14 protein-coding genes, 4 tRNA genes and 3 rRNA genes are annotated in these 18,646 nt (G+C 52.5%); 7 read left to right on the top strand and 14 right to left on the bottom strand.

Annotation, left to right across the window (positions count from 1 at the left end; translation table 11 throughout):
- Positions 1-309: 309 nt before the first annotated feature.
- Positions 310-386 (bottom strand) — tRNA-Asp (locus tag C1N69_RS04140).
- A gap of 132 nt (positions 387-518) precedes the next feature.
- Positions 519-1,250: a DNA polymerase III subunit epsilon gene (gene dnaQ / locus C1N69_RS04135; protein WP_045285097.1), complete on the bottom strand. Its 732-nt coding sequence runs from the start codon at positions 1,248-1,250 to the stop codon at positions 519-521.
- 64 nt (positions 1,251-1,314) lie between these two features.
- On the opposite strand from dnaQ, the gene rnhA reads away from it, so the two are divergent.
- Positions 1,315-1,782, top strand: coding sequence for a ribonuclease HI (rnhA, locus tag C1N69_RS04130; RefSeq protein WP_025757603.1), 468 nt, complete (start codon positions 1,315-1,317; stop codon positions 1,780-1,782).
- Here the strand turns inward: rnhA and C1N69_RS04125 are convergent.
- Positions 1,767-2,498, bottom strand: coding sequence for a class I SAM-dependent methyltransferase (locus C1N69_RS04125; protein ID WP_155030719.1), 732 nt, complete (start codon positions 2,496-2,498; stop codon positions 1,767-1,769). The genes rnhA and C1N69_RS04125 overlap by 16 nt on opposite strands.
- A gap of 32 nt (positions 2,499-2,530) precedes the next feature.
- On the opposite strand from C1N69_RS04125, the gene gloB reads away from it, so the two are divergent.
- A complete protein-coding gene (gloB, locus tag C1N69_RS04120) occupies positions 2,531-3,289 on the top strand; it encodes a hydroxyacylglutathione hydrolase (RefSeq protein ID WP_155030718.1) in 759 nt (252 codons plus the stop codon).
- 68 nt (positions 3,290-3,357) lie between these two features.
- Positions 3,358-4,722, top strand: a complete 1,365-nt coding sequence (gene mltD, locus C1N69_RS04115; RefSeq protein ID WP_095452566.1) for a murein transglycosylase D — start codon at positions 3,358-3,360, stop codon at positions 4,720-4,722.
- A 52-nt stretch (positions 4,723-4,774) separates the two neighbouring features.
- Here mltD and C1N69_RS04110 read toward each other — a convergent pair whose 3' ends face one another.
- From C1N69_RS04110 to C1N69_RS04100, 3 genes are all read right to left on the bottom strand, one after another.
- Positions 4,775-5,548 (bottom strand): class I SAM-dependent methyltransferase, encoded by a 774-nt coding sequence (locus tag C1N69_RS04110; protein ID WP_161599382.1) that lies wholly within the window; start codon positions 5,546-5,548, stop codon positions 4,775-4,777.
- A gap of 75 nt (positions 5,549-5,623) precedes the next feature.
- On the bottom strand, positions 5,624-6,424 hold the full coding sequence (locus tag C1N69_RS04105) for an endonuclease/exonuclease/phosphatase family protein (RefSeq protein ID WP_024909448.1): 801 nt from the start codon (positions 6,422-6,424) through the stop codon (positions 5,624-5,626).
- Between the two features lie 136 nt (positions 6,425-6,560).
- Positions 6,561-7,736, bottom strand: coding sequence for an MFS transporter (locus C1N69_RS04100; RefSeq protein ID WP_104558047.1), 1,176 nt, complete (start codon positions 7,734-7,736; stop codon positions 6,561-6,563).
- 104 nt (positions 7,737-7,840) lie between these two features.
- Between C1N69_RS04100 and yafC the strand changes: the two genes are divergently transcribed.
- Complete coding sequence (gene yafC / locus C1N69_RS04095) at positions 7,841-8,746, top strand: DNA-binding transcriptional regulator YafC (RefSeq protein ID WP_025757612.1); 906 nt, start codon at positions 7,841-7,843, stop codon at positions 8,744-8,746.
- A 29-nt stretch (positions 8,747-8,775) separates the two neighbouring features.
- On the opposite strand, the gene dkgB is transcribed toward yafC, so the two are convergent.
- The 8 genes from dkgB to gmhB all read right to left on the bottom strand — a co-directional run bounded on the left by dkgB (position 8,776) and on the right by gmhB (position 15,863).
- Positions 8,776-9,579 (bottom strand): 2,5-didehydrogluconate reductase DkgB, encoded by an 804-nt coding sequence (gene dkgB / locus C1N69_RS04090; RefSeq protein ID WP_155030716.1) that lies wholly within the window; start codon positions 9,577-9,579, stop codon positions 8,776-8,778.
- A 162-nt stretch (positions 9,580-9,741) separates the two neighbouring features.
- Positions 9,742-9,818: transfer RNA gene (locus C1N69_RS04085), tRNA-Asp, on the bottom strand.
- Between the two features lie 56 nt (positions 9,819-9,874).
- Positions 9,875-9,990: ribosomal RNA gene (gene rrf / locus C1N69_RS04080) — 5S ribosomal RNA — on the bottom strand.
- A 69-nt stretch (positions 9,991-10,059) separates the two neighbouring features.
- Positions 10,060-12,959: ribosomal RNA gene (locus C1N69_RS04075) — 23S ribosomal RNA — on the bottom strand.
- Positions 12,960-13,129: 170 nt separating this feature from the next.
- Positions 13,130-13,205: transfer RNA gene (locus C1N69_RS04070), tRNA-Ala, on the bottom strand.
- A 36-nt stretch (positions 13,206-13,241) separates the two neighbouring features.
- A tRNA-Ile gene (locus C1N69_RS04065) sits at positions 13,242-13,318 on the bottom strand.
- A gap of 70 nt (positions 13,319-13,388) precedes the next feature.
- Positions 13,389-14,927: ribosomal RNA gene (locus C1N69_RS04060) — 16S ribosomal RNA — on the bottom strand.
- Together the 16S, 23S and 5S rRNA genes with 3 tRNA genes alongside form the textbook arrangement of a ribosomal RNA operon.
- A gap of 369 nt (positions 14,928-15,296) precedes the next feature.
- On the bottom strand, positions 15,297-15,863 hold the full coding sequence (gmhB, locus tag C1N69_RS04055) for a D-glycero-beta-D-manno-heptose 1,7-bisphosphate 7-phosphatase (RefSeq protein WP_155030715.1): 567 nt from the start codon (positions 15,861-15,863) through the stop codon (positions 15,297-15,299).
- A gap of 188 nt (positions 15,864-16,051) precedes the next feature.
- Between gmhB and metN the strand changes: the two genes are divergently transcribed.
- From metN to metQ, 3 genes are read left to right on the top strand one after another with little or no spacing between them, the layout of a single operon-like run.
- The gene (metN, locus tag C1N69_RS04050) at positions 16,052-17,083 is read left to right on the top strand and encodes a methionine ABC transporter ATP-binding protein MetN (RefSeq protein ID WP_045285887.1); all 1,032 of its coding nucleotides are present in this window, start codon (positions 16,052-16,054) and stop codon (positions 17,081-17,083) included.
- On the top strand, positions 17,076-17,729 hold the full coding sequence (locus C1N69_RS04045) for a methionine ABC transporter permease MetI (protein WP_003856130.1): 654 nt from the start codon (positions 17,076-17,078) through the stop codon (positions 17,727-17,729). The genes metN and C1N69_RS04045 overlap by 8 nt, the downstream gene beginning before the upstream one ends.
- Positions 17,730-17,769: 40 nt before the next feature.
- Complete coding sequence (gene metQ, locus C1N69_RS04040) at positions 17,770-18,585, top strand: methionine ABC transporter substrate-binding lipoprotein MetQ (protein WP_025756836.1); 816 nt, start codon at positions 17,770-17,772, stop codon at positions 18,583-18,585.
- Positions 18,586-18,646 lie beyond the last annotated feature (61 nt).

Here is an 18,646-nt window from a genome sequence, read left to right as displayed (position 1 = left end):
ATAAACTACGTAGCACTCTACGCAGCAATAGGAATAGTTAACATCAATGCAGGAGTTATTAAGAGAGTCAGGAAGAATGACAGAAGAGAATAATTTACCCTGAAGAACTTACACTAAAAGAATAATAAATCAAAATAAATATAGTCATAAAAATAGCAGAAGCGGATATTTTAATAAAAATGAACAGAATAGAGGTGCAGCCATTCGCCGCATGCGGACGACAACAAGACGGATAAAAGAGAGAAAAGCGAGACTGAGAAACGCAGAAATGAAAAAGGCCCACGTTATAAATAACGTGGGCCTGAATAGTGGCGGAACGGACGGGACTCGAACCCGCGACCCCCTGCGTGACAGGCAGGTATTCTAACCGACTGAACTACCGCTCCACTGTTCCCGTTTGGGGAACGAGGCGCATATTACGGTGTGCCTCCGATCCCGTCAATGCTTTTTCTCACGTTTTGAATCGTTTGCTGCAAAAATCACCCGAACGATGATTTTACAGGCATTCCGGCGCTTTTTCAGGCGCGCCACATACAGCTTCCGCCTTTCTTCTGCACCAGATCCAGACGGGATTCGTGGTTAAGCAACTCTTCATCGCTGGCTAAAACAACCCGCAACCGACTGGCCTGGCGAACGACGCGCTGAATACCCGCTTCGTCCTGCGTCTGCTGGGATTCGTTTTCCATGCTGAACTTCATTGACGTCTGGCCACCGGTCATCGCCAGATAGACATCAGCCAGGATCTGGGCATCGAGCAACGCCCCGTGCAGCGTTCGCTTGGTGTTGTCTATCTCATAGCGCGAACAGAGTGCGTCAAGGCTGTTACGCTTGCCGGGGAACATTTTCCTCGCCAGCGCCAGGCTATCGGTGACTTTGCAAAACGTATTCGTTTTCGGAATATCGCGCTGGAGCTTACTAAACTCATAGTCCATAAAGCCGATATCGAACGAGGCGTTGTGGATGATGAGCTCAGCGCCTTTGATATACTCCAGAAACTCGTCCGCCACCTCCGCAAAGGTCGGTTTATCCAGCAAGAACTCATCGGCAATACCGTGAACGCCGAATGCTTCGGGATCCACCAGCCGATCGGGTTTCAGGTAGACGTGGAAGTTGTTCCCCGTCAGACGACGGTTCACTACTTCAACGGCACCGATCTCGATGATCTTATGCCCTTCGTAGTGCGCGCCGATCTGGTTCATACCGGTGGTTTCGGTATCGAGGACAATCTGGCGAGTAATTGCAGTGCTCATAGCGGTCATTTATGTCAGACTTATCGTTTAACTGAACGTTTCAAATACAGGAAGTCTACCAGAGATGCGTAAACAGGTAGAAATTTTCACCGATGGATCTTGTCTCGGCAACCCAGGGCCTGGCGGCTACGGTGCGATTATGCGCTATCGCCAGCATGAAAAAACTTTTAGCGAAGGCTATTTTCTGACCACCAACAACCGGATGGAGTTGATGGCGGCCATTGTGGCGCTGGAGGCGCTAAAAGAGCATTGTGACGTGGTGTTAAGCACCGACAGCCAGTACGTGCGCCAGGGGATCACCCAGTGGATCCACAACTGGAAAAAACGCGGCTGGATGACCGCCGATAAGAAGCCGGTCAAGAATGTCGATCTCTGGAAACGGCTTGATGCCGCGCTGGGGCAGCATGAAATAAAGTGGGAGTGGGTGAAAGGCCACGCCGGCCATCCGGAAAACGAACGCTGCGACGAACTGGCGCGGGCGGCGGCGGCCAACCCCGCTCATGAAGATGCGGGCTATCAGCCCGACGCCTGATCGTTTTTTTTGTACTGTCGCGTGGCGCCCACGGTCTGGCGTATGGGCGTTTTCGATTTGCTCTGCTTCATCGGATTAAGCGTAAGGGGAATGGTTCGCTTACGCGCCACGATAAACTGCAAACAGCCCAGTGCAGGCAGATGAGTGCTCAACACGACGCCCCCCTGCCGCGCCCAGGGCAGCACCTGAAAACCACCGTAGCTGAGCACTTCAAAATTCAGCAGTGAAAGCCAGTCAAGCTGGCGCATCATGGTGAACATCCGGCTGTTGTAAGGTGGGGCGCGGCGCAGCACCGGCACCAGCTTACGCAGCCCCATCAGACTCAGCGGATTGAAGGCGCTAAGTACCAGCCAGCCGTCATCAATCAGCACGCGATCGGCTTCGCGAAGCAGACGATGCGGGTCGCTGCACCAGGGTAACGTGTGCGCGAGCAAACACGCATCAACGGATTTTTCGGCAAACGGCAGATGCAATGGGTCGGCCTTCACCTGAACCGGCGATCCGCCGAGAGAGACATTGACCTGATGCGAGATAGCGCAGCTTTCGGTATTGATTTCCGCGCTGAGATTGCCAATCTTAAGCAGGTGAAAGCCATACATTTTCGCGAGCCAGGGCCTGAGCTGCTGCTCTAACGCCTCGCGATAGTATTCACCCCAGGGCAATTCCGCCCAACGTTCCGGTGCTGCGACAGTCTGAGGTATCCTTGCCGGTTTCATCAACACACCCGCCACGCTATAAGAGGTAATGTATGAATCTTATCAGTATTCCTGCTTTTGAGGACAATTACATCTGGGTTTTGGTTGACGACCAACGTCGATGCGTCATTGTCGACCCCGGAGAGTCCGCCCCCGTTTTGCACGCTATTAAGGAAAATGGCTGGCAACCTGAAGCCATTCTGTTGACCCACCATCATCACGATCACACTGGCGGTGTTGGCGAGCTTTGCGCCCGTTTTCCGCATCTTGTGGTTTACGGACCGGCAGAGACACAAGATAAGGGAACCACGCACGTAGTCGAAGAGGGCAAAAATATCCTCATCGGCGAGTGGGAGTTTTCTGTATTTGCTACACCAGGTCACACTTCAGGACATCTGTGTTTCTACAGTAAACCTTATCTGTTTTGCGGCGACACGCTGTTCTCCGGAGGCTGCGGAAGACTCTTTGAAGGCACACCAGCCCAAATGTATCACTCTTTACAGAAGATTAGCGCCTTACCTGACGACACCATTATTTGTTGCGCGCATGAGTACACATTAGGAAATATGAAGTTTGCTGTTAGCCTGTTACCGGAGGATCGGGCGATTCAGGATTATTACCACAAAGTGAAGGAGTTACGTGCAAAAAACCAAAATACACTCCCCGTAATTCTGAAAAATGAGCGCCAAATTAATTTATTTTTACGAACAGATGATATTGATTTAATTAACAAAATTAACCAAGAAACAAATTTGCAACAACCAGAAGAGCGATTTGCATGGTTAAGGTCAAAGAAAGATAACTTCAGATAATTGCGGGTTGCCTTTTCAAAAATTCGCCGTTATCATCGCTCGTCTTTTAAGCAACTATTGACACACACATGAAGGCAAAAGCGATATTACTCGCCTCTGTCCTGCTTGTAGGTTGCCAGTCGCAGAACGGCAGCAACGTACAACAGCACGCACAGAGCCTTTCTGCAGCTGGTCAAGGGGAAGCAGGGAAGTTTACAAGTGCAGCGCGCTGGATGGACGATGGGACATCTTTCGCGCAGGATCAAGACTTGTGGACCTCTATTGGCGACGAGCTAAAGATGGGAATTCCGGAAAACAGCCGGATTCGCGAACAGAAACAGAAGTATTTAAGAAATAAGAGCTATCTCCACGATGTAACGTTACGGGCAGAGCCGTATATGTACTGGATAGCCGGGCAAGTTAAAAAACGTAACATGCCTATGGAGCTGGTACTCCTACCCATAGTGGAGAGCGCTTTTGACCCACACGCAACGTCTGGCGCCAATGCCGCAGGCATTTGGCAGATCATTCCGAGCACCGGGCGAAACTATGGTCTGAAACAGACCCGCAACTATGATGCGCGTCGCGATGTTGTCGCTTCCACGACAGCCGCTCTCGACATGATGCAACGTCTGAACAAGATGTTTGACGGTGACTGGCTGTTAACTGTCGCAGCGTATAATAGTGGCGAAGGTCGTGTACTGAAGGCAATGAAAGCGAATAAAGCACGGGGTAAATCCACCGATTTTTGGTCGCTCTCACTGCCACAGGAAACAAAGATTTACGTACCGAAGATGCTGGCATTGAGTGATATTCTCAAGAACAGCAAGCGTTACGGTGTACAACTGCCAACACCAGACGAAAGTCGTGCACTGGCGCGCGTTCGCCTCAGCAACCCGGTTGATATTCAACAGGTCGCTGATATGACGGGTATGTCGGTCAGTAAATTGAAAACCTTTAATGCTGGCGTTAAAGGCTCAACCCTGGGGGCAAGTGGCCCACAGTATGTAATGGTTCCGCAGAAGCATGCTGAGCAGTTACGCGAGTCTTTAGCTTCGGGTGAAATCGCCGCCGTTCAGTCAACGCTGATCGCGGATGCATCATCCGTCAACAGCCGCAGTTATAAGGTTCGTTCAGGTGATACGCTTTCGGGTATTGCATCACGTCTTGGCGTGACGGCAAGCGATCTGCAGCAGTGGAATAACCTGCGCAGTTCAGGCCTGAAAGTCGGTCAAACGCTGACGGTAGGTGCAGGGAGTAGCGCACAGCGTCTCGCCAGCAACAGCGATAGCATTACCTATCGCGTGCGCAAAGGCGATTCACTGTCCAGTATCGCAAAACGACACGGCGTGAACATCAAAGATGTGATGCGCTGGAACAATGATACTGACAACCTGAAACCTGGCGACCAGCTGACGCTGTTTGTGAAGAACAGCACTACGCCAGACTCCTGATCACACGATCGCTAGATAAAAAGGCACCGATTCCCCTCGGTGCCTTTTTTGTTTATCCCGCTTTCTGCGCTTCAGCCATGATGGTATCGCTGGTGAATGAACCGTCATCCTGCAGTTCAAAGTACGCCTTCACTTCTGCGGACGCACTCTCCTGATACAGCCTGATCGCCTGGCTCAATGCTTCCGGGGTGCGCATACGCGCGATCCACGAGCTGAACTCCAGCGGCAAACGGTCTGTTATTAACGCGCGCGTAATCAGGCCCGCTTCAGTGATAAAGGTTAACCACTCTCCGCCAGAGTAGTTTTGCACATGGGAGGTGTCGCGCAGCGCTTCCACCGTCTGCAGCCAGATATTGCGTACCGGATGCCCGGGCGACATGACATCCATAATAATGAAGATGCCACCTGGCTTCAGAACGCGTTTGACTTCGCGTAATGCCTGGCCGACATCATGCCAGTGGTGCGCGGAATAACGGCTGATCACCACCTCAAATGACGCATCGTCAAACGGTAAGGATTCGGCATACCCCTGGCGCGTAGCAATGTTCTGCAGCCCTTTCGCTTTTGCCGCTTCAGCAACCACTTCCAGCATCTGGCCGGATAAGTCATATGCGGTGACCTGCGCCACCTGCTGCGCAGCCGTAAAGCTGGCATGCCCCGCGCCGCAGCCTAAATCCAGCACGTGGGCCTGCGGGAATGCCGCCAGGCGTTCACCGAGACGCACCAGATCGCGGCCAGAAGCGTGTACGGCGCTGCTCAGATAAGCATTTGCCTGAGAACCGAACTGTTTTTCTACGTTGTCATGATGGGAGTGTGTTGTTGTCATCGTACTGTCCTTTGTGAGTTTAAAATAAAGGGCAGCACCCGCACAGGCCTGCCCCACGGCAGACCTGACACACCATTATTTATCAGGTTTGCCGGGACTGAATTCGACGAGTAGAGGATTGTGATCGGAGGCACGCGTGACCAGAACAGAGGCGTCGTGCACGCTCAAACCACGATAGAAGACAAAATCGAGAGGACGACCAAAGGCTTTTTTGCGCTGGTCATCGCTAAAACGAACTTCACGCAGCGACATTTCGCGCGCAAAGCGGTACAGCGCATTCATGCGCGGGCGGCTCCAGGCATTGAAATCACCGGCCATGATGATCGGCCCACTGTGATGCGCAATCTGATCGCCAATAGGGAGTAACTGCTTACTATACACATCCACACCGAGGCTGAAATTGACCGCGTGGATATTCACGACCATCAGCATTCGGGTATCCGGCAGCGGGTAGACCGTCACCAGCGCCGATTTCGCCAGGCGCAGGATAGGCTCGCGTTCACGTAAGGGGCAACAGTAGACCGGATGCGCCGCAGACAGCGTCATTACACCGGAAGGATGTTGAGGCAAAACAAATGCTGGCACCTGGTCGGCGGCGAGATAGTTGGTGGTCGCAAACCTTACCAGCTCAGGGGTGGTTTGCGCCTCCTGGAGCAGCACCAGGTGGGCATCTTTTCCAAAATTCTTGAGGACCGATAACCACTCGGCGCGCTGCTGCTTAAAGATATTCCACACCAGCACGCGAATTTTTTCATCGCTACTTAATGGAGTACCGGCGGGCAATGCCTGGCTGATGCTCGCAAACGACCCCGGAGGCAAGATCCTCTCCGCGGGCATTCCGGCAACATAACGCATGGCATAGGTATTTTTTCGCACTTTTGGAAACAGCCTCTGTAACATGAACCAGCCCGGAAAACGGACTGGTTCTAATGTTATAGGGACTTTAGGTCATACTTTCAACGCAATTTCTGAGAAACCGCTTTCCAGTTTTGTAAGCAAGCACTTGCTCACGTCATCCCAGCGCCACACGGGCAGGTTTATCCAGACGTCCGCTCAGACCAATCAGCAGGAAGGCCACCAGGACAATCACCGCGCCGATCCAGGGCGTCTGAGTTAATCCAACATGCGCGACGGTTTGTCCGCCAATGATGGAGCCCAGCGCGATACCAATATTAAATGCGGCAATGTTCAGACCTGATGCCACATCCACCGCATTTGGTGTGTAGAGCTCAGCTTTTTGTACAACATAAACCTGAAGCCCGGGAACATTGCCAAAAGCAAAGATCCCCATGACGAGTACCGTAACCAGCGCAGCGTAGTGTATCGAAGCCGTGAACTGAAAGATCAGCAGTAGCACGACCAGGGCAGCGAAGATGAATTTCAGTGCCGGGACCGCACCATGCTTATCTGCCAGCTTGCCACCCCAGATATTGCCAATCGCAACGGAGATACCGTATCCCAGCAAAATCCAGCTCACGGCATTGGGAGAGAAACCGGCCAGATCCTGCATCATCGGCGCCAGGAAGGTGAAGGCGGTGAATACCCCACCATAGCCCAGGGCGGTAACCGCATAGATGATCAGTAAACGTGGGTGCGTAAGCACTCTCAGTTGATCGCGCAGGCTGGCGCTCGCCCGGCCGGGAATATTCGACGGAACCAGCAGCAGGCTGGCCACCAGGGCGATGACCCCCAGTAAAGAGACGGCCAGGAAAGTTTCACGCCAGCCAAAGTGCTGTCCGATAAACGTCCCCAACGGTACGCCCGTGACCAGGGCGACGGTCAGCCCACCAAACATGATTGCAATGGCTGAAGCCGCTTTCTCTTTAGGTACCAGGCTGGTTGCAATGGTGGAACCAATCGAGAAGAACACACCGTGTGCGAGGCCAGTCAACAGGCGGGCAATCACCAGCGTTGTGTAGTCCGGCGCTTGCCAGGCCAGAATGTTGCCGGCGGTAAACAGCACCATCAGCGCGACTAACAGCTGTTTACGTGGGAAACGTCCGGTCAGGGCCGTCAGCACTGGCGCACCGACAGCAACGCCCAGGGCGTAGATTGAGACCAACAGCCCGGCGGAGGGCAACGAGATCGCAAGCTGGTGAGCAATGGTAGGAACCAGTCCTACGATAACAAATTCGGTCGTGCCGATTGCAAAGGCACTGATCGTCAGGGCAAGTAGCGCCAGTGGCATAAAATACTCCGTATCATCAGGATTAAGATGACAGGCAGTATGCGCCAGTGGTTAAATAACAAAAATGGTCAAAATCTCAATAGAATTTTGCAGGTGGTGCAACAATGAAAGCTACGTCCGAAGAGCTGACAATCTTTGTCGCCGTCGTCGAAAGCGGCAGTTTTAGCCGTGCGGCCGAACAGCTGGGGCAAGCTAACTCCGCCATTAGCCGCGCGGTAAAAAAACTGGAGATGAAGCTTGGGGTGAGTCTGCTCAACCGGACGACGCGGCAGCTCAGCCTGACCGAGGAAGGTGAGCGCTATTTCCGCCGCGTACAGTCGGTCCTGCAGGAGATGGCGGCAGCGGAGACGGAGATCATGGAAACACGTAGCACCCCGCGTGGGTTGCTGCGCATTGATGCGGCCACACCGGTGGTTCTGCACTTTCTGATGCCGCTGATCAAACCTTTTCGTGAGCGTTATCCGGAAATGACACTCTCTTTGGTCTCCTCCGAGACCTTTATCAACCTTATCGAACGCAAAGTGGATGTGGCGATCCGGGCGGGAACACTGACGGATTCAAGTCTGCGTGCGCGTCCTTTGTTTGCCAGCTACCGTAAAATTATCGCCTCGCCGCAATACATCGCTGAACATGGCAAACCTGAAACGGTTGAAGAGTTGAAACAGCATCTGTGTCTGGGCTTTACGGAACCCGTGTCGCTGAATACCTGGCCTGTCGCCTGCCCTGACGGTCAGTTGCATGAGATCACCTGCGGATTGTCGTCTAACAGCGGGGAGACGCTGAAGCAATTGTGTCTTGAAGGCAACGGGATCGCCTGTTTGTCTGACTACATGATTGATAAGGAAATAGCGCGTGGTGAACTTGTGGAACTGATGGCGGATAAACGTCTGCCGGTCGAAATGCCTTTTAGCGCAGTGTATTACAGCGACAGAGCGGTGAGTACACGCATCCGTGCCTTTATTGATTTTCTGAGTGAGCATATAAAAACAGCTCCCGGAGGAGCTGTGTGAGGGTTAAGTGTACAGAGGGTGGGTCAACCTTAATCCCAGTTTGGCGCTAAACCTTCAGGGCTGACCAGGCGGTCGTTGCACTCCAGAGCAGCGATCGCTTTTTTGTCGTCAGCATCCAGTTGAAGATCCACGGCTAACAGGTTGCTGGCCAGGTTTTCACGTTTAGTTGATGATGGGATCACCGCATACCCTTCACCCATCGCCCATGCCAGGATTACCTGCGCAGCCGTCGCATTATGTTTCTCAGCGATGCGCATAATCACTTCATCTTTCAGCGCCTTACCGTAAGCCAGCGTCATGTAAGAAGTGATGTGGATGCCGTGCTGTTTGGCCCAGTCCACCACTTTGCGGTTTTGCAGATAAGGAGAGAGTTCAATCTGGTTGGTCGCAATGTTGTCTGCGCCAACGGCGGCAATGGCTTTTTCCATCAGCGGAATGGTGAAGTTGGAAATGCCAATTTCACGCGTCAGGCCCTGCTTTTTCGCTTCCAGAAGTGCCTGCATGAATTCTTCCACAGAGACGGCATCGTTTGGTGATGGCCAGTGGATCAGCGTCAGATCGACATAGTCGGTGCGCAACTTCTTCAGGCTCTCTTTCAGGCTCGGGATCAGCTTGTCTTTGCTGAGGTTTTCAATCCAGATTTTGGTGGTAATAAACAGTTCGCTACGCGGCACGCCGCTTTCTTCAATGGCCTGACCCACGGCAGCTTCGTTTTCATAGATCTGTGCCGTATCAATTGCACGATAACCGAGTTCGAGTGCGGTTTTTACAGATGCGATAACAACGTCGTCTTTCAGGCGGAAAGTGCCCAGGCCAAATGCAGGGAGAGTCATATAATCCTCGTTATTCATAATGTTTGTTAACTGAGGAGAATTATCGCTACAGCGGTTATGAAGAAAAAGATCGTAAAACGCAGAGGATTTTTGCTTGTTTAGCAATAATTGGGCGACAGATAAGAAAAAAGCCCTGAGCGTTAACTCAGGGCTTTTAATAAGTGGCGGAACGGACGGGACTCGAACCCGCGACCCCCTGCGTGACAGGCAGGTATTCTAACCGACTGAACTACCGCTCCACCGAAGACTGCTTGTAACCACCGGATTAATGCACCGGCTTACTACTTAATTTGATGCCTGGCAGTTCCCTACTCTCACATGGGGAGACCCCACACTACCATCGGCGCTACGGCGTTTCACTTCTGAGTTCGGCATGGGGTCAGGTGGGACCACCGCGCTAAAGCCGCCAGGCAAATTCTGTTTAATCTGTATCAGGCTGAATCTTGTGTCGTCTCTTCGCCAAAACATCTTCGGCGTTGTAAGGTTAAGCCTCACGGTTCATTAGTATCGGTTAGCTCAACGCATCGCTGCGCTTACACACCCGACCTATCAACGTCGTCGTCTTCAACGTTCCTTCAGGAGCCTTAAAGGCTCAGGGAGAACTCATCTCGGGGCAAGTTTCGTGCTTAGATGCTTTCAGCACTTATCTCTTCCGCATTTAGCTACCGGGCAGTGCCATTGGCATGACAACCCGAACACCAGTGATGCGTCCACTCCGGTCCTCTCGTACTAGGAGCAGCCCCCTCAATTCTCCAGCGCCCACGGCAGATAGGGACCGAACTGTCTCACGACGTTCTAAACCCAGCTCGCGTACCACTTTAAATGGCGAACAGCCATACCCTTGGGACCTACTTCAGCCCCAGGATGTGATGAGCCGACATCGAGGTGCCAAACACCGCCGTCGATATGAACTCTTGGGCGGTATCAGCCTGTTATCCCCGGAGTACCTTTTATCCGTTGAGCGATGGCCCTTCCATTCAGAACCACCGGATCACTATGACCTGCTTTCGCACCTGCTCGAGCCGTCACTCTCGCAGTCAAGCTAGCTTATGCCATTGCACTAACCTCCTGATGTCCGACCAGGATTAGCTAACCTTCGTGCTCCTCCGTTACTCTTTGGGAGGAGACCGCCCCAGTCAAACTACCCACCAGACACTGTCCGCAACCCGGATTACGGGTCTACGTTAGAACACCAGCCATTAAAGGGTGGTATTTCAAGGACGGCTCCATGCAGACTGGCGTCCACACTTCAAAGCCTCCCACCTATCCTACACATCAAGGACCAGTGTTCAGTGTCAAGCTATAGTAAAGGTTCACGGGGTCTTTCCGTCTTGCCGCGGGTACACTGCATCTTCACAGCGAGTTCAATTTCACTGAGTCTCGGGTGGAGACAGCCTGGCCATCATTACGCCATTCGTGCAGGTCGGAACTTACCCGACAAGGAATTTCGCTACCTTAGGACCGTTATAGTTACGGCCGCCGTTTACCGGGGCTTCGATCAAGAGCTTCGCGTTGCCGCTAACCCCATCAATTAACCTTCCGGCACCGGGCAGGCGTCACACCGTATACGTCCACTTTCGTGTTTGCACAGTGCTGTGTTTTTAATAAACAGTTGCAGCCAGCTGGTATCTTCGACTGATTTCAGCTCCACCCGCAGGGGCTTCACCTACATATCAGCGTGCCTTCTCCCGAAGTTACGGCACCATTTTGCCTAGTTCCTTCACCCGAGTTCTCTCAAGCGCCTTGGTATTCTCTACCTGACCACCTGTGTCGGTTTGGGGTACGATTTGATGTTACCTGATGCTTAGAGGCTTTTCCTGGAAGCAGGGCATTTGTTACTTCAGCACCGTAGTGCCTCGTCATCACACCTCAGCGTTAAAAGGTACCGGATTTACCTGGAACCTCCGCCTACATGCTTAAACCGGGACAACCGTCGCCCGGCTAACATAGCCTTCTCCGTCCCCCTTCGCAGTAACACCAAGTACAGGAATATTAACCTGTTTCCCATCGACTACGCCTTTCGGCCTCGCCTTAGGGGTCGACTCACCCTGCCCCGATTAACGTTGGACAGGAACCCTTGGTCTTCCGGCGAGCGGGCTTTTCACCCGCTTTATCGTTACTTATGTCAGCATTCGCACTTCTGATACCTCCAGCAGCCCTCACAGGCCACCTTCAACGGCTTACAGAACGCTCCCCTACCCAACAACACATAGTGTCGCTGCCGCAGCTTCGGTGCATGGTTTAGCCCCGTTACATCTTCCGCGCAGGCCGACTCGACCAGTGAGCTATTACGCTTTCTTTAAATGATGGCTGCTTCTAAGCCAACATCCTGGCTGTCTGTGCCTTCCCACATCGTTTCCCACTTAACCATGACTTTGGGACCTTAGCTGGCGGTCTGGGTTGTTTCCCTCTTCACGACGGACGTTAGCACCCGCCGTGTGTCTCCCGTGATAACATTCTTCGGTATTCGTAGTTTGCATCGGGTTGGTAAGCCGGGATGGCCCCCTAGCCGAAACAGTGCTCTACCCCCGAAGATGAGTTCACGAGGCGCTACCTAAATAGCTTTCGGGGAGAACCAGCTATCTCCCGGTTTGATTGGCCTTTCACCCCCAGCCACAAGTCATCCGCTAATTTTTCAACATTAGTCGGTTCGGTCCTCCAGTTAGTGTTACCCAACCTTCAACCTGCCCATGGCTAGATCACCGGGTTTCGGGTCTATACCCTGCAACTTAACGCCCAGTTAAGACTCGGTTTCCCTTCGGCTCCCCTATACGGTTAACCTTGCTACAGAATATAAGTCGCTGACCCATTATACAAAAGGTACGCAGTCACACCCGAAGGTGCTCCCACTGCTTGTACGTACACGGTTTCAGGTTCTTTTTCACTCCCCTCGCCGGGGTTCTTTTCGCCTTTCCCTCACGGTACTGGTTCACTATCGGTCAGTCAGGAGTATTTAGCCTTGGAGGATGGTCCCCCATATTCAGACAGGATACCACGTGTCCCGCCCTACTCTTCGAGTTCACAACCTGTGTGTTTTCGTGTACGGGACTATCACCCTGTACCGTCGGACTTTCCAGACCGTTCCACTAACACACAAGCTGATTCAGACTCTGGGCTGCTCCCCGTTCGCTCGCCGCTACTGGGGGAATCTCGGTTGATTTCTTTTCCTCGGGGTACTTAGATGTTTCAGTTCCCCCGGTTCGCCTCGTTAACCTATGTATTCAGTTAACGATAGTGTGACGAATCACACTGGGTTTCCCCATTCGGACATCGCCGGGTCAAAGGTTCATATCACCTCGCCGGCGCTTTTCGCAGATTAGCACGTCCTTCATCGCCTCTGACTGCCAGGGCATCCACCGTGTACGCTTAGTCGCTTAACCTCACAACCCGAAGATGTTTCACTTCTGATTGCGAAAATTTGAGAGACTCGAACACACATTAACTGTGTGTCGTTTCAATTTTCAGCTTGATCCAGATTTTTAAAGAGCAAAACTTCGCAGTGCACCTTTTCAGGTTCACTCTGAAGTTTTCTTGTGTTCGCAGTAAAAGATGGTGGAGCTATGCGGGATCGAACCGCAGACCTCCTGCGTGCAAAGCAGGCGCTCTCCCAGCTGAGCTATAGCCCCATCGTTGATAACCTCTTCAAATTTGCTTCGCAAATTTGGTAGGCCTGAGTGGACTTGAACCACCGACCTCACCCTTATCAGGGGTGCGCTCTAACCACCTGAGCTACAAGCCTGTAGAGGTTTTTTACTGCTGTTTTTCATCAGACAATCTGTGTGAGCACTGCAAAGGCAGGTTCTTTAAGGTAAGGAGGTGATCCAACCGCAGGTTCCCCTACGGTTACCTTGTTACGACTTCACCCCAGTCATGAATCACAAAGTGGTAAGCGCCCTCCCGAAGGTTAAGCTACCTACTTCTTTTGCAACCCACTCCCATGGTGTGACGGGCGGTGTGTACAAGGCCCGGGAACGTATTCACCGTAGCATTCTGATCTACGATTACTAGCGATTCCGACTTCATGGAGTCGAGTTGCAGACTCCAATCCGGACTACGACGCACTTTATGAGGTCCGCTTGCTCTCGCGAGGTCGCTTCTCTTTGTATGCGCCATTGTAGCACGTGTGTAGCCCTACTCGTAAGGGCCATGATGACTTGACGTCATCCCCACCTTCCTCCAGTTTATCACTGGCAGTCTCCTTTGAGTTCCCGGCCGGACCGCTGGCAACAAAGGATAAGGGTTGCGCTCGTTGCGGGACTTAACCCAACATTTCACAACACGAGCTGACGACAGCCATGCAGCACCTGTCTCAGAGTTCCCGAAGGCACCAAAGCATCTCTGCTAAGTTCTCTGGATGTCAAGAGTAGGTAAGGTTCTTCGCGTTGCATCGAATTAAACCACATGCTCCACCGCTTGTGCGGGCCCCCGTCAATTCATTTGAGTTTTAACCTTGCGGCCGTACTCCCCAGGCGGTCGACTTAACGCGTTAGCTCCGGAAGCCACGCCTCAAGGGCACAACCTCCAAGTCGACATCGTTTACGGCGTGGACTACCAGGGTATCTAATCCTGTTTGCTCCCACGCTTTCGCACCTGAGCGTCAGTCTTTGTCCAGGGGGCCGCCTTCGCCACCGGTATTCCTCCAGATCTCTACGCATTTCACCGCTACACCTGGAATTCTACCCCCCTCTACAAGACTCTAGCCTGCCAGTTTCGAATGCAGTTCCCAGGTTGAGCCCGGGGATTTCACATCCGACTTGACAGACCGCCTGCGTGCGCTTTACGCCCAGTAATTCCGATTAACGCTTGCACCCTCCGTATTACCGCGGCTGCTGGCACGGAGTTAGCCGGTGCTTCTTCTGCGGGTAACGTCAATTGCTGAGGTTATTAACCACAACACCTTCCTCCCCGCTGAAAGTACTTTACAACCCGAAGGCCTTCTTCATACACGCGGCATGGCTGCATCAGGCTTGCGCCCATTGTGCAATATTCCCCACTGCTGCCTCCCGTAGGAGTCTGGACCGTGTCTCAGTTCCAGTGTGGCTGGTCATCCTCTCAGACCAGCTAGGGATCGTCGCCTAGGTGAGCCGTTACCCCACCTACTAGCTAATCCCATCTGGGCACATCTGATGGCAAGAGGCCCGAAGGTCCCCCTCTTTGGTCTTGCGACGTTATGCGGTATTAGCTACCGTTTCCAGTAGTTATCCCCCTCCATCAGGCAGTTTCCCAGACATTACTCACCCGTCCGCCACTCGTCACCCGAGAGCAAGCTCTCTGTGCTACCGTTCGACTTGCATGTGTTAGGCCTGCCGCCAGCGTTCAATCTGAGCCATGATCAAACTCTTCAATTTAAGTTTGATGCTCATTGAATTAAACTTCGTAATGAATTACGTGTTCACTCGTTGAGACTTGGTATTCATTTTTCGTCCGAGGACGTTAAGAATCCATGTCACTTTGAGTGCCCACACAGATTGTCTGATAAATTGTTAAAGAGCAGTGCAACGCGGCTTTCGCTCACCGTTGCGAGGTGGCGTATATTACGCTTTCCTCTTTCAGAGTCAACCCGTTATTTCAGGATTTTTTCTCTTCAACCGACCGGGCTGTTTGTGAAGTGATTCACATCCGCCGTGTCGATGGAGGCGCATTATAGGGGGCCGCCGAGGAATGACAAGCGGAAAAATGCATTTTTATTTCAACCGCTCATCTTTTCACCAAAAAGACTAGTTTTGGTGCTTTTTAATTTCTTTTGGCAGGTCCACCAGACTATTAATCACCCAATCCGCCGCTTTCTCCGCTTCTGGCGTGACTGGCTTACCGGTGCGAACCAATATTTTGGTGCCCACGCCCGCAGCCGCTGCTGCCTGCATATCTTCCAGTTTATCGCCCACCATATAAGAAGCAGCCATATCAATGTGCAGGAACTCTTGCGCAGAGATGAACATCCCCGGATGCGGCTTACGGCAGTCACAGGTCTGACGATACTCTTCTACACTCCCCTGTGGGTGGTGCGGACAATAATAGATACCATCAAGATCCACCCCACGGTCAGCCAGGGACCAGTCCATCCATTCGGTCAGCGTCTCGAATTGCGCTTCGGTGAATTTACCCCGCGCAATACCGGACTGGTTCGTTACCACCACCAGCGCATAACCCATCTCTTTCAGCTGGCGCATTGCCTCTATTACGCCCTCGATAAACTCGAACTCATCAATCTCATGAACATAACCGTGATCCACATTAATAGTGCCGTCACGGTCGAGAAAAATTGCGGGTACTGATTTTGCCACCGGTTTGCTCCTGAAAAAGGCATGTTCAGCTAGTATCTCATGAATCGCAGCGCAATAAAGTGCCCATCGCACAGAGTTGGATTGATTTAGACGTCTGGATGCCTTAACATCCGTTTTGTTTACGGTCATCACCCGTATCTGGCAGAAGAAAATGCCACGGCTAACTTACATACGATAAAAATAATCTAATGATTAAACTTTCCAATATCACCAAAGTGTTCCAGCAGGGGAACCGAACCATTCAGGCGCTGAACAACGTCAGCCTGCATGTTCCTGCTGGTCAGATTTATGGCGTCATTGGCGCATCGGGTGCAGGTAAAAGCACGCTGATTCGTTGTGTTAACCTGCTTGAGCGCCCAACCCAGGGTAGCGTAGAAGTTGGCGGGCAAGAGCTTACCGCGCTTTCAGAGAAAGAACTCACTAAAGCGCGTCGTCAGATTGGCATGATTTTCCAGCACTTTAATTTGCTGGCATCCCGCACCGTTTTCGGCAACGTCGCCCTGCCGCTTGAGCTGGATAACACGCCGAAAGAAGAAGTGAAGCGTCGCGTCACCGAACTGCTCGACCTTGTCGGTCTGGGCGACAAACAGGATAGTTACCCGGCAAATCTGTCTGGTGGGCAAAAGCAACGTGTGGCCATTGCCCGCGCGCTGGCCAGCAATCCTAAAGTATTGCTGTGCGATGAAGCCACCAGCGCATTAGACCCGGCCACCACGCGTTCTATTCTGGAACTGCTGAAGGACATTAACCGTCGCCTGGGCCTGACGATCCTTCTGATTACCCATGAAATGGACGTCGTGAAACGCATCTGTGATTGCGTCGCGGTGATCAGCAACGGCGAACTGATTGAGCAGGACACGGTAAGCGAAGTGTTCTCCCATCCGAAGACCCCGCTCGCGCAGCAGTTCATCCAGTCCACGCTGCATCTGGATATTCCGGAAGATTATCTGGAACGGTTGAAAACAGAACCGACAGCTGAAAGCGTCCCGATGCTGCGCATGGAGTTTACCGGTCAGTCCGTTGATGCTCCCCTGCTTTCCGAAACCGCGCGTCGCTTTAACGTGAACAACAACATCATCAGCGCGCAGATGGATTACGCCGGTGGCGTGAAGTTCGGCATTATGTTGACAGAAATGCACGGCACACAAGAAGAAACCCAGGCAGCCATTGCCTGGCTGCAAGAACATCACGTAAAAGTAGAGGTACTGGGTTATGTCTGAGCCGATGATGTGGCTACTGGTTCGCGGCGTTTGGGAAACGCTGGCAATGACCTTTGTCTCTGGCTTTTTTGGTTTTGTCATTGGCCTGCCGGTCGGCGTGCTGCTGTACGTGACGCGTCCGGGTCAAATCATTGAGAACGCGAAGCTGTACCGAACGCTCTCTGCACTGGTAAACATCTTCCGTTCTATCCCGTTCATTATTTTGCTGGTGTGGATGATTCCATTTACCCGCGTGATCGTCGGGACCTCTATCGGACTGCAGGCGGCCATCGTTCCGCTGACCGTCGGTGCCGCGCCGTTTATCGCTCGTATGGTGGAAAACGCCCTGCTGGAGATTCCAACCGGTTTGATCGAAGCGTCCCGCGCGATGGGTGCCACGCCAATGCAGATCGTTCGCAAAGTCCTGCTCCCTGAAGCACTGCCGGGCCTGGTGAATGCCGCGACCATTACGCTTATCACCCTGGTGGGGTATTCCGCGATGGGCGGTGCCGTCGGTGCCGGTGGTTTAGGTCAGATTGGTTACCAGTACGGCTATATTGGATATAACGCTACCGTGATGAATACCGTTCTGGTATTGCTGGTTGTTCTGGTTTATTTAATCCAGTTCTCTGGCGATCGCATCGTCCGGGCCGTTACGCACAAATAACGTTACACACAACACAAACTCGACGAGTTAAGGATAAAACATGGCGTTTAAATTAAAGACCTTTGCAGCAGTAGGCGCGCTAATCGGCTCTCTGGCACTGGTGGGTTGCGGTCAGGACGAAAAAGATCCAAACCACATTAAAGTGGGCGTTATCGTGGGTGCAGAACAGCAGGTCGCGGAAGTCGCGCAGAAAGTGGCAAAAGAGAAGTATGGCCTGGACGTTGAGCTGGTGACCTTTAACGATTATGTTCTGCCGAACGAAGCGCTGAGCAAAGGCGATATCGATGCGAACGCCTTCCAGCATAAGCCTTACCTGGATCAGCAGATCAAAGATCGTGGCTATAAACTGGTGGCAGTAGGCAACACCTTCGTGTATCCAATCGCCGGTTACTCCAAAAAAATTAAATCGCTGGACGAGCTGCAGCCAGGCTCTCAGGTTGCCGTGCCAAACGACCCAACCAACCTCGGCCGTTCCCTGCTGCTCCTGCAGAAAGTGGGCCTGATCAAACTGAAAGACGGTGTGGGCCTGCTGCCGACCGTTCTGGATGTGACCGAGAACCCGAAAAATCTGAAAATTGTGGAACTGGAAGCGCCTCAGCTGCCACGTTCCCTGGATGATGCGCAGATTGCGCTGGCCGTTATCAACACCACCTACGCCAGCCAGATTGGCCTGACGCCAGCGAAAGACGGTATCTTCGTTGAGGATAAAGACTCCCCATACGTAAACCTGATCGTGACTCGCGAAGACAACAAAGACGCGGAAAACGTGAAAAAGTTCGTTCAGGCCTATCAGTCTGAAGAAGTTTACCAGGAAGCCAACAAAGTGTTTAACGGCGGCGCGGTTAAAGGCTGGTAATCTCACCTCAGTGTAATATCATCAGGACGGGCTTATGCCCGTCTTGTCATTTGTGCAGGCA

The sequence above is a fragment of the Enterobacter sichuanensis genome, assembly GCF_009036245.1.
Lineage (GTDB): Bacteria > Pseudomonadota > Gammaproteobacteria > Enterobacterales > Enterobacteriaceae > Enterobacter > Enterobacter sichuanensis.
This window is presented reverse-complemented; position numbering and strand designations above follow the sequence as displayed.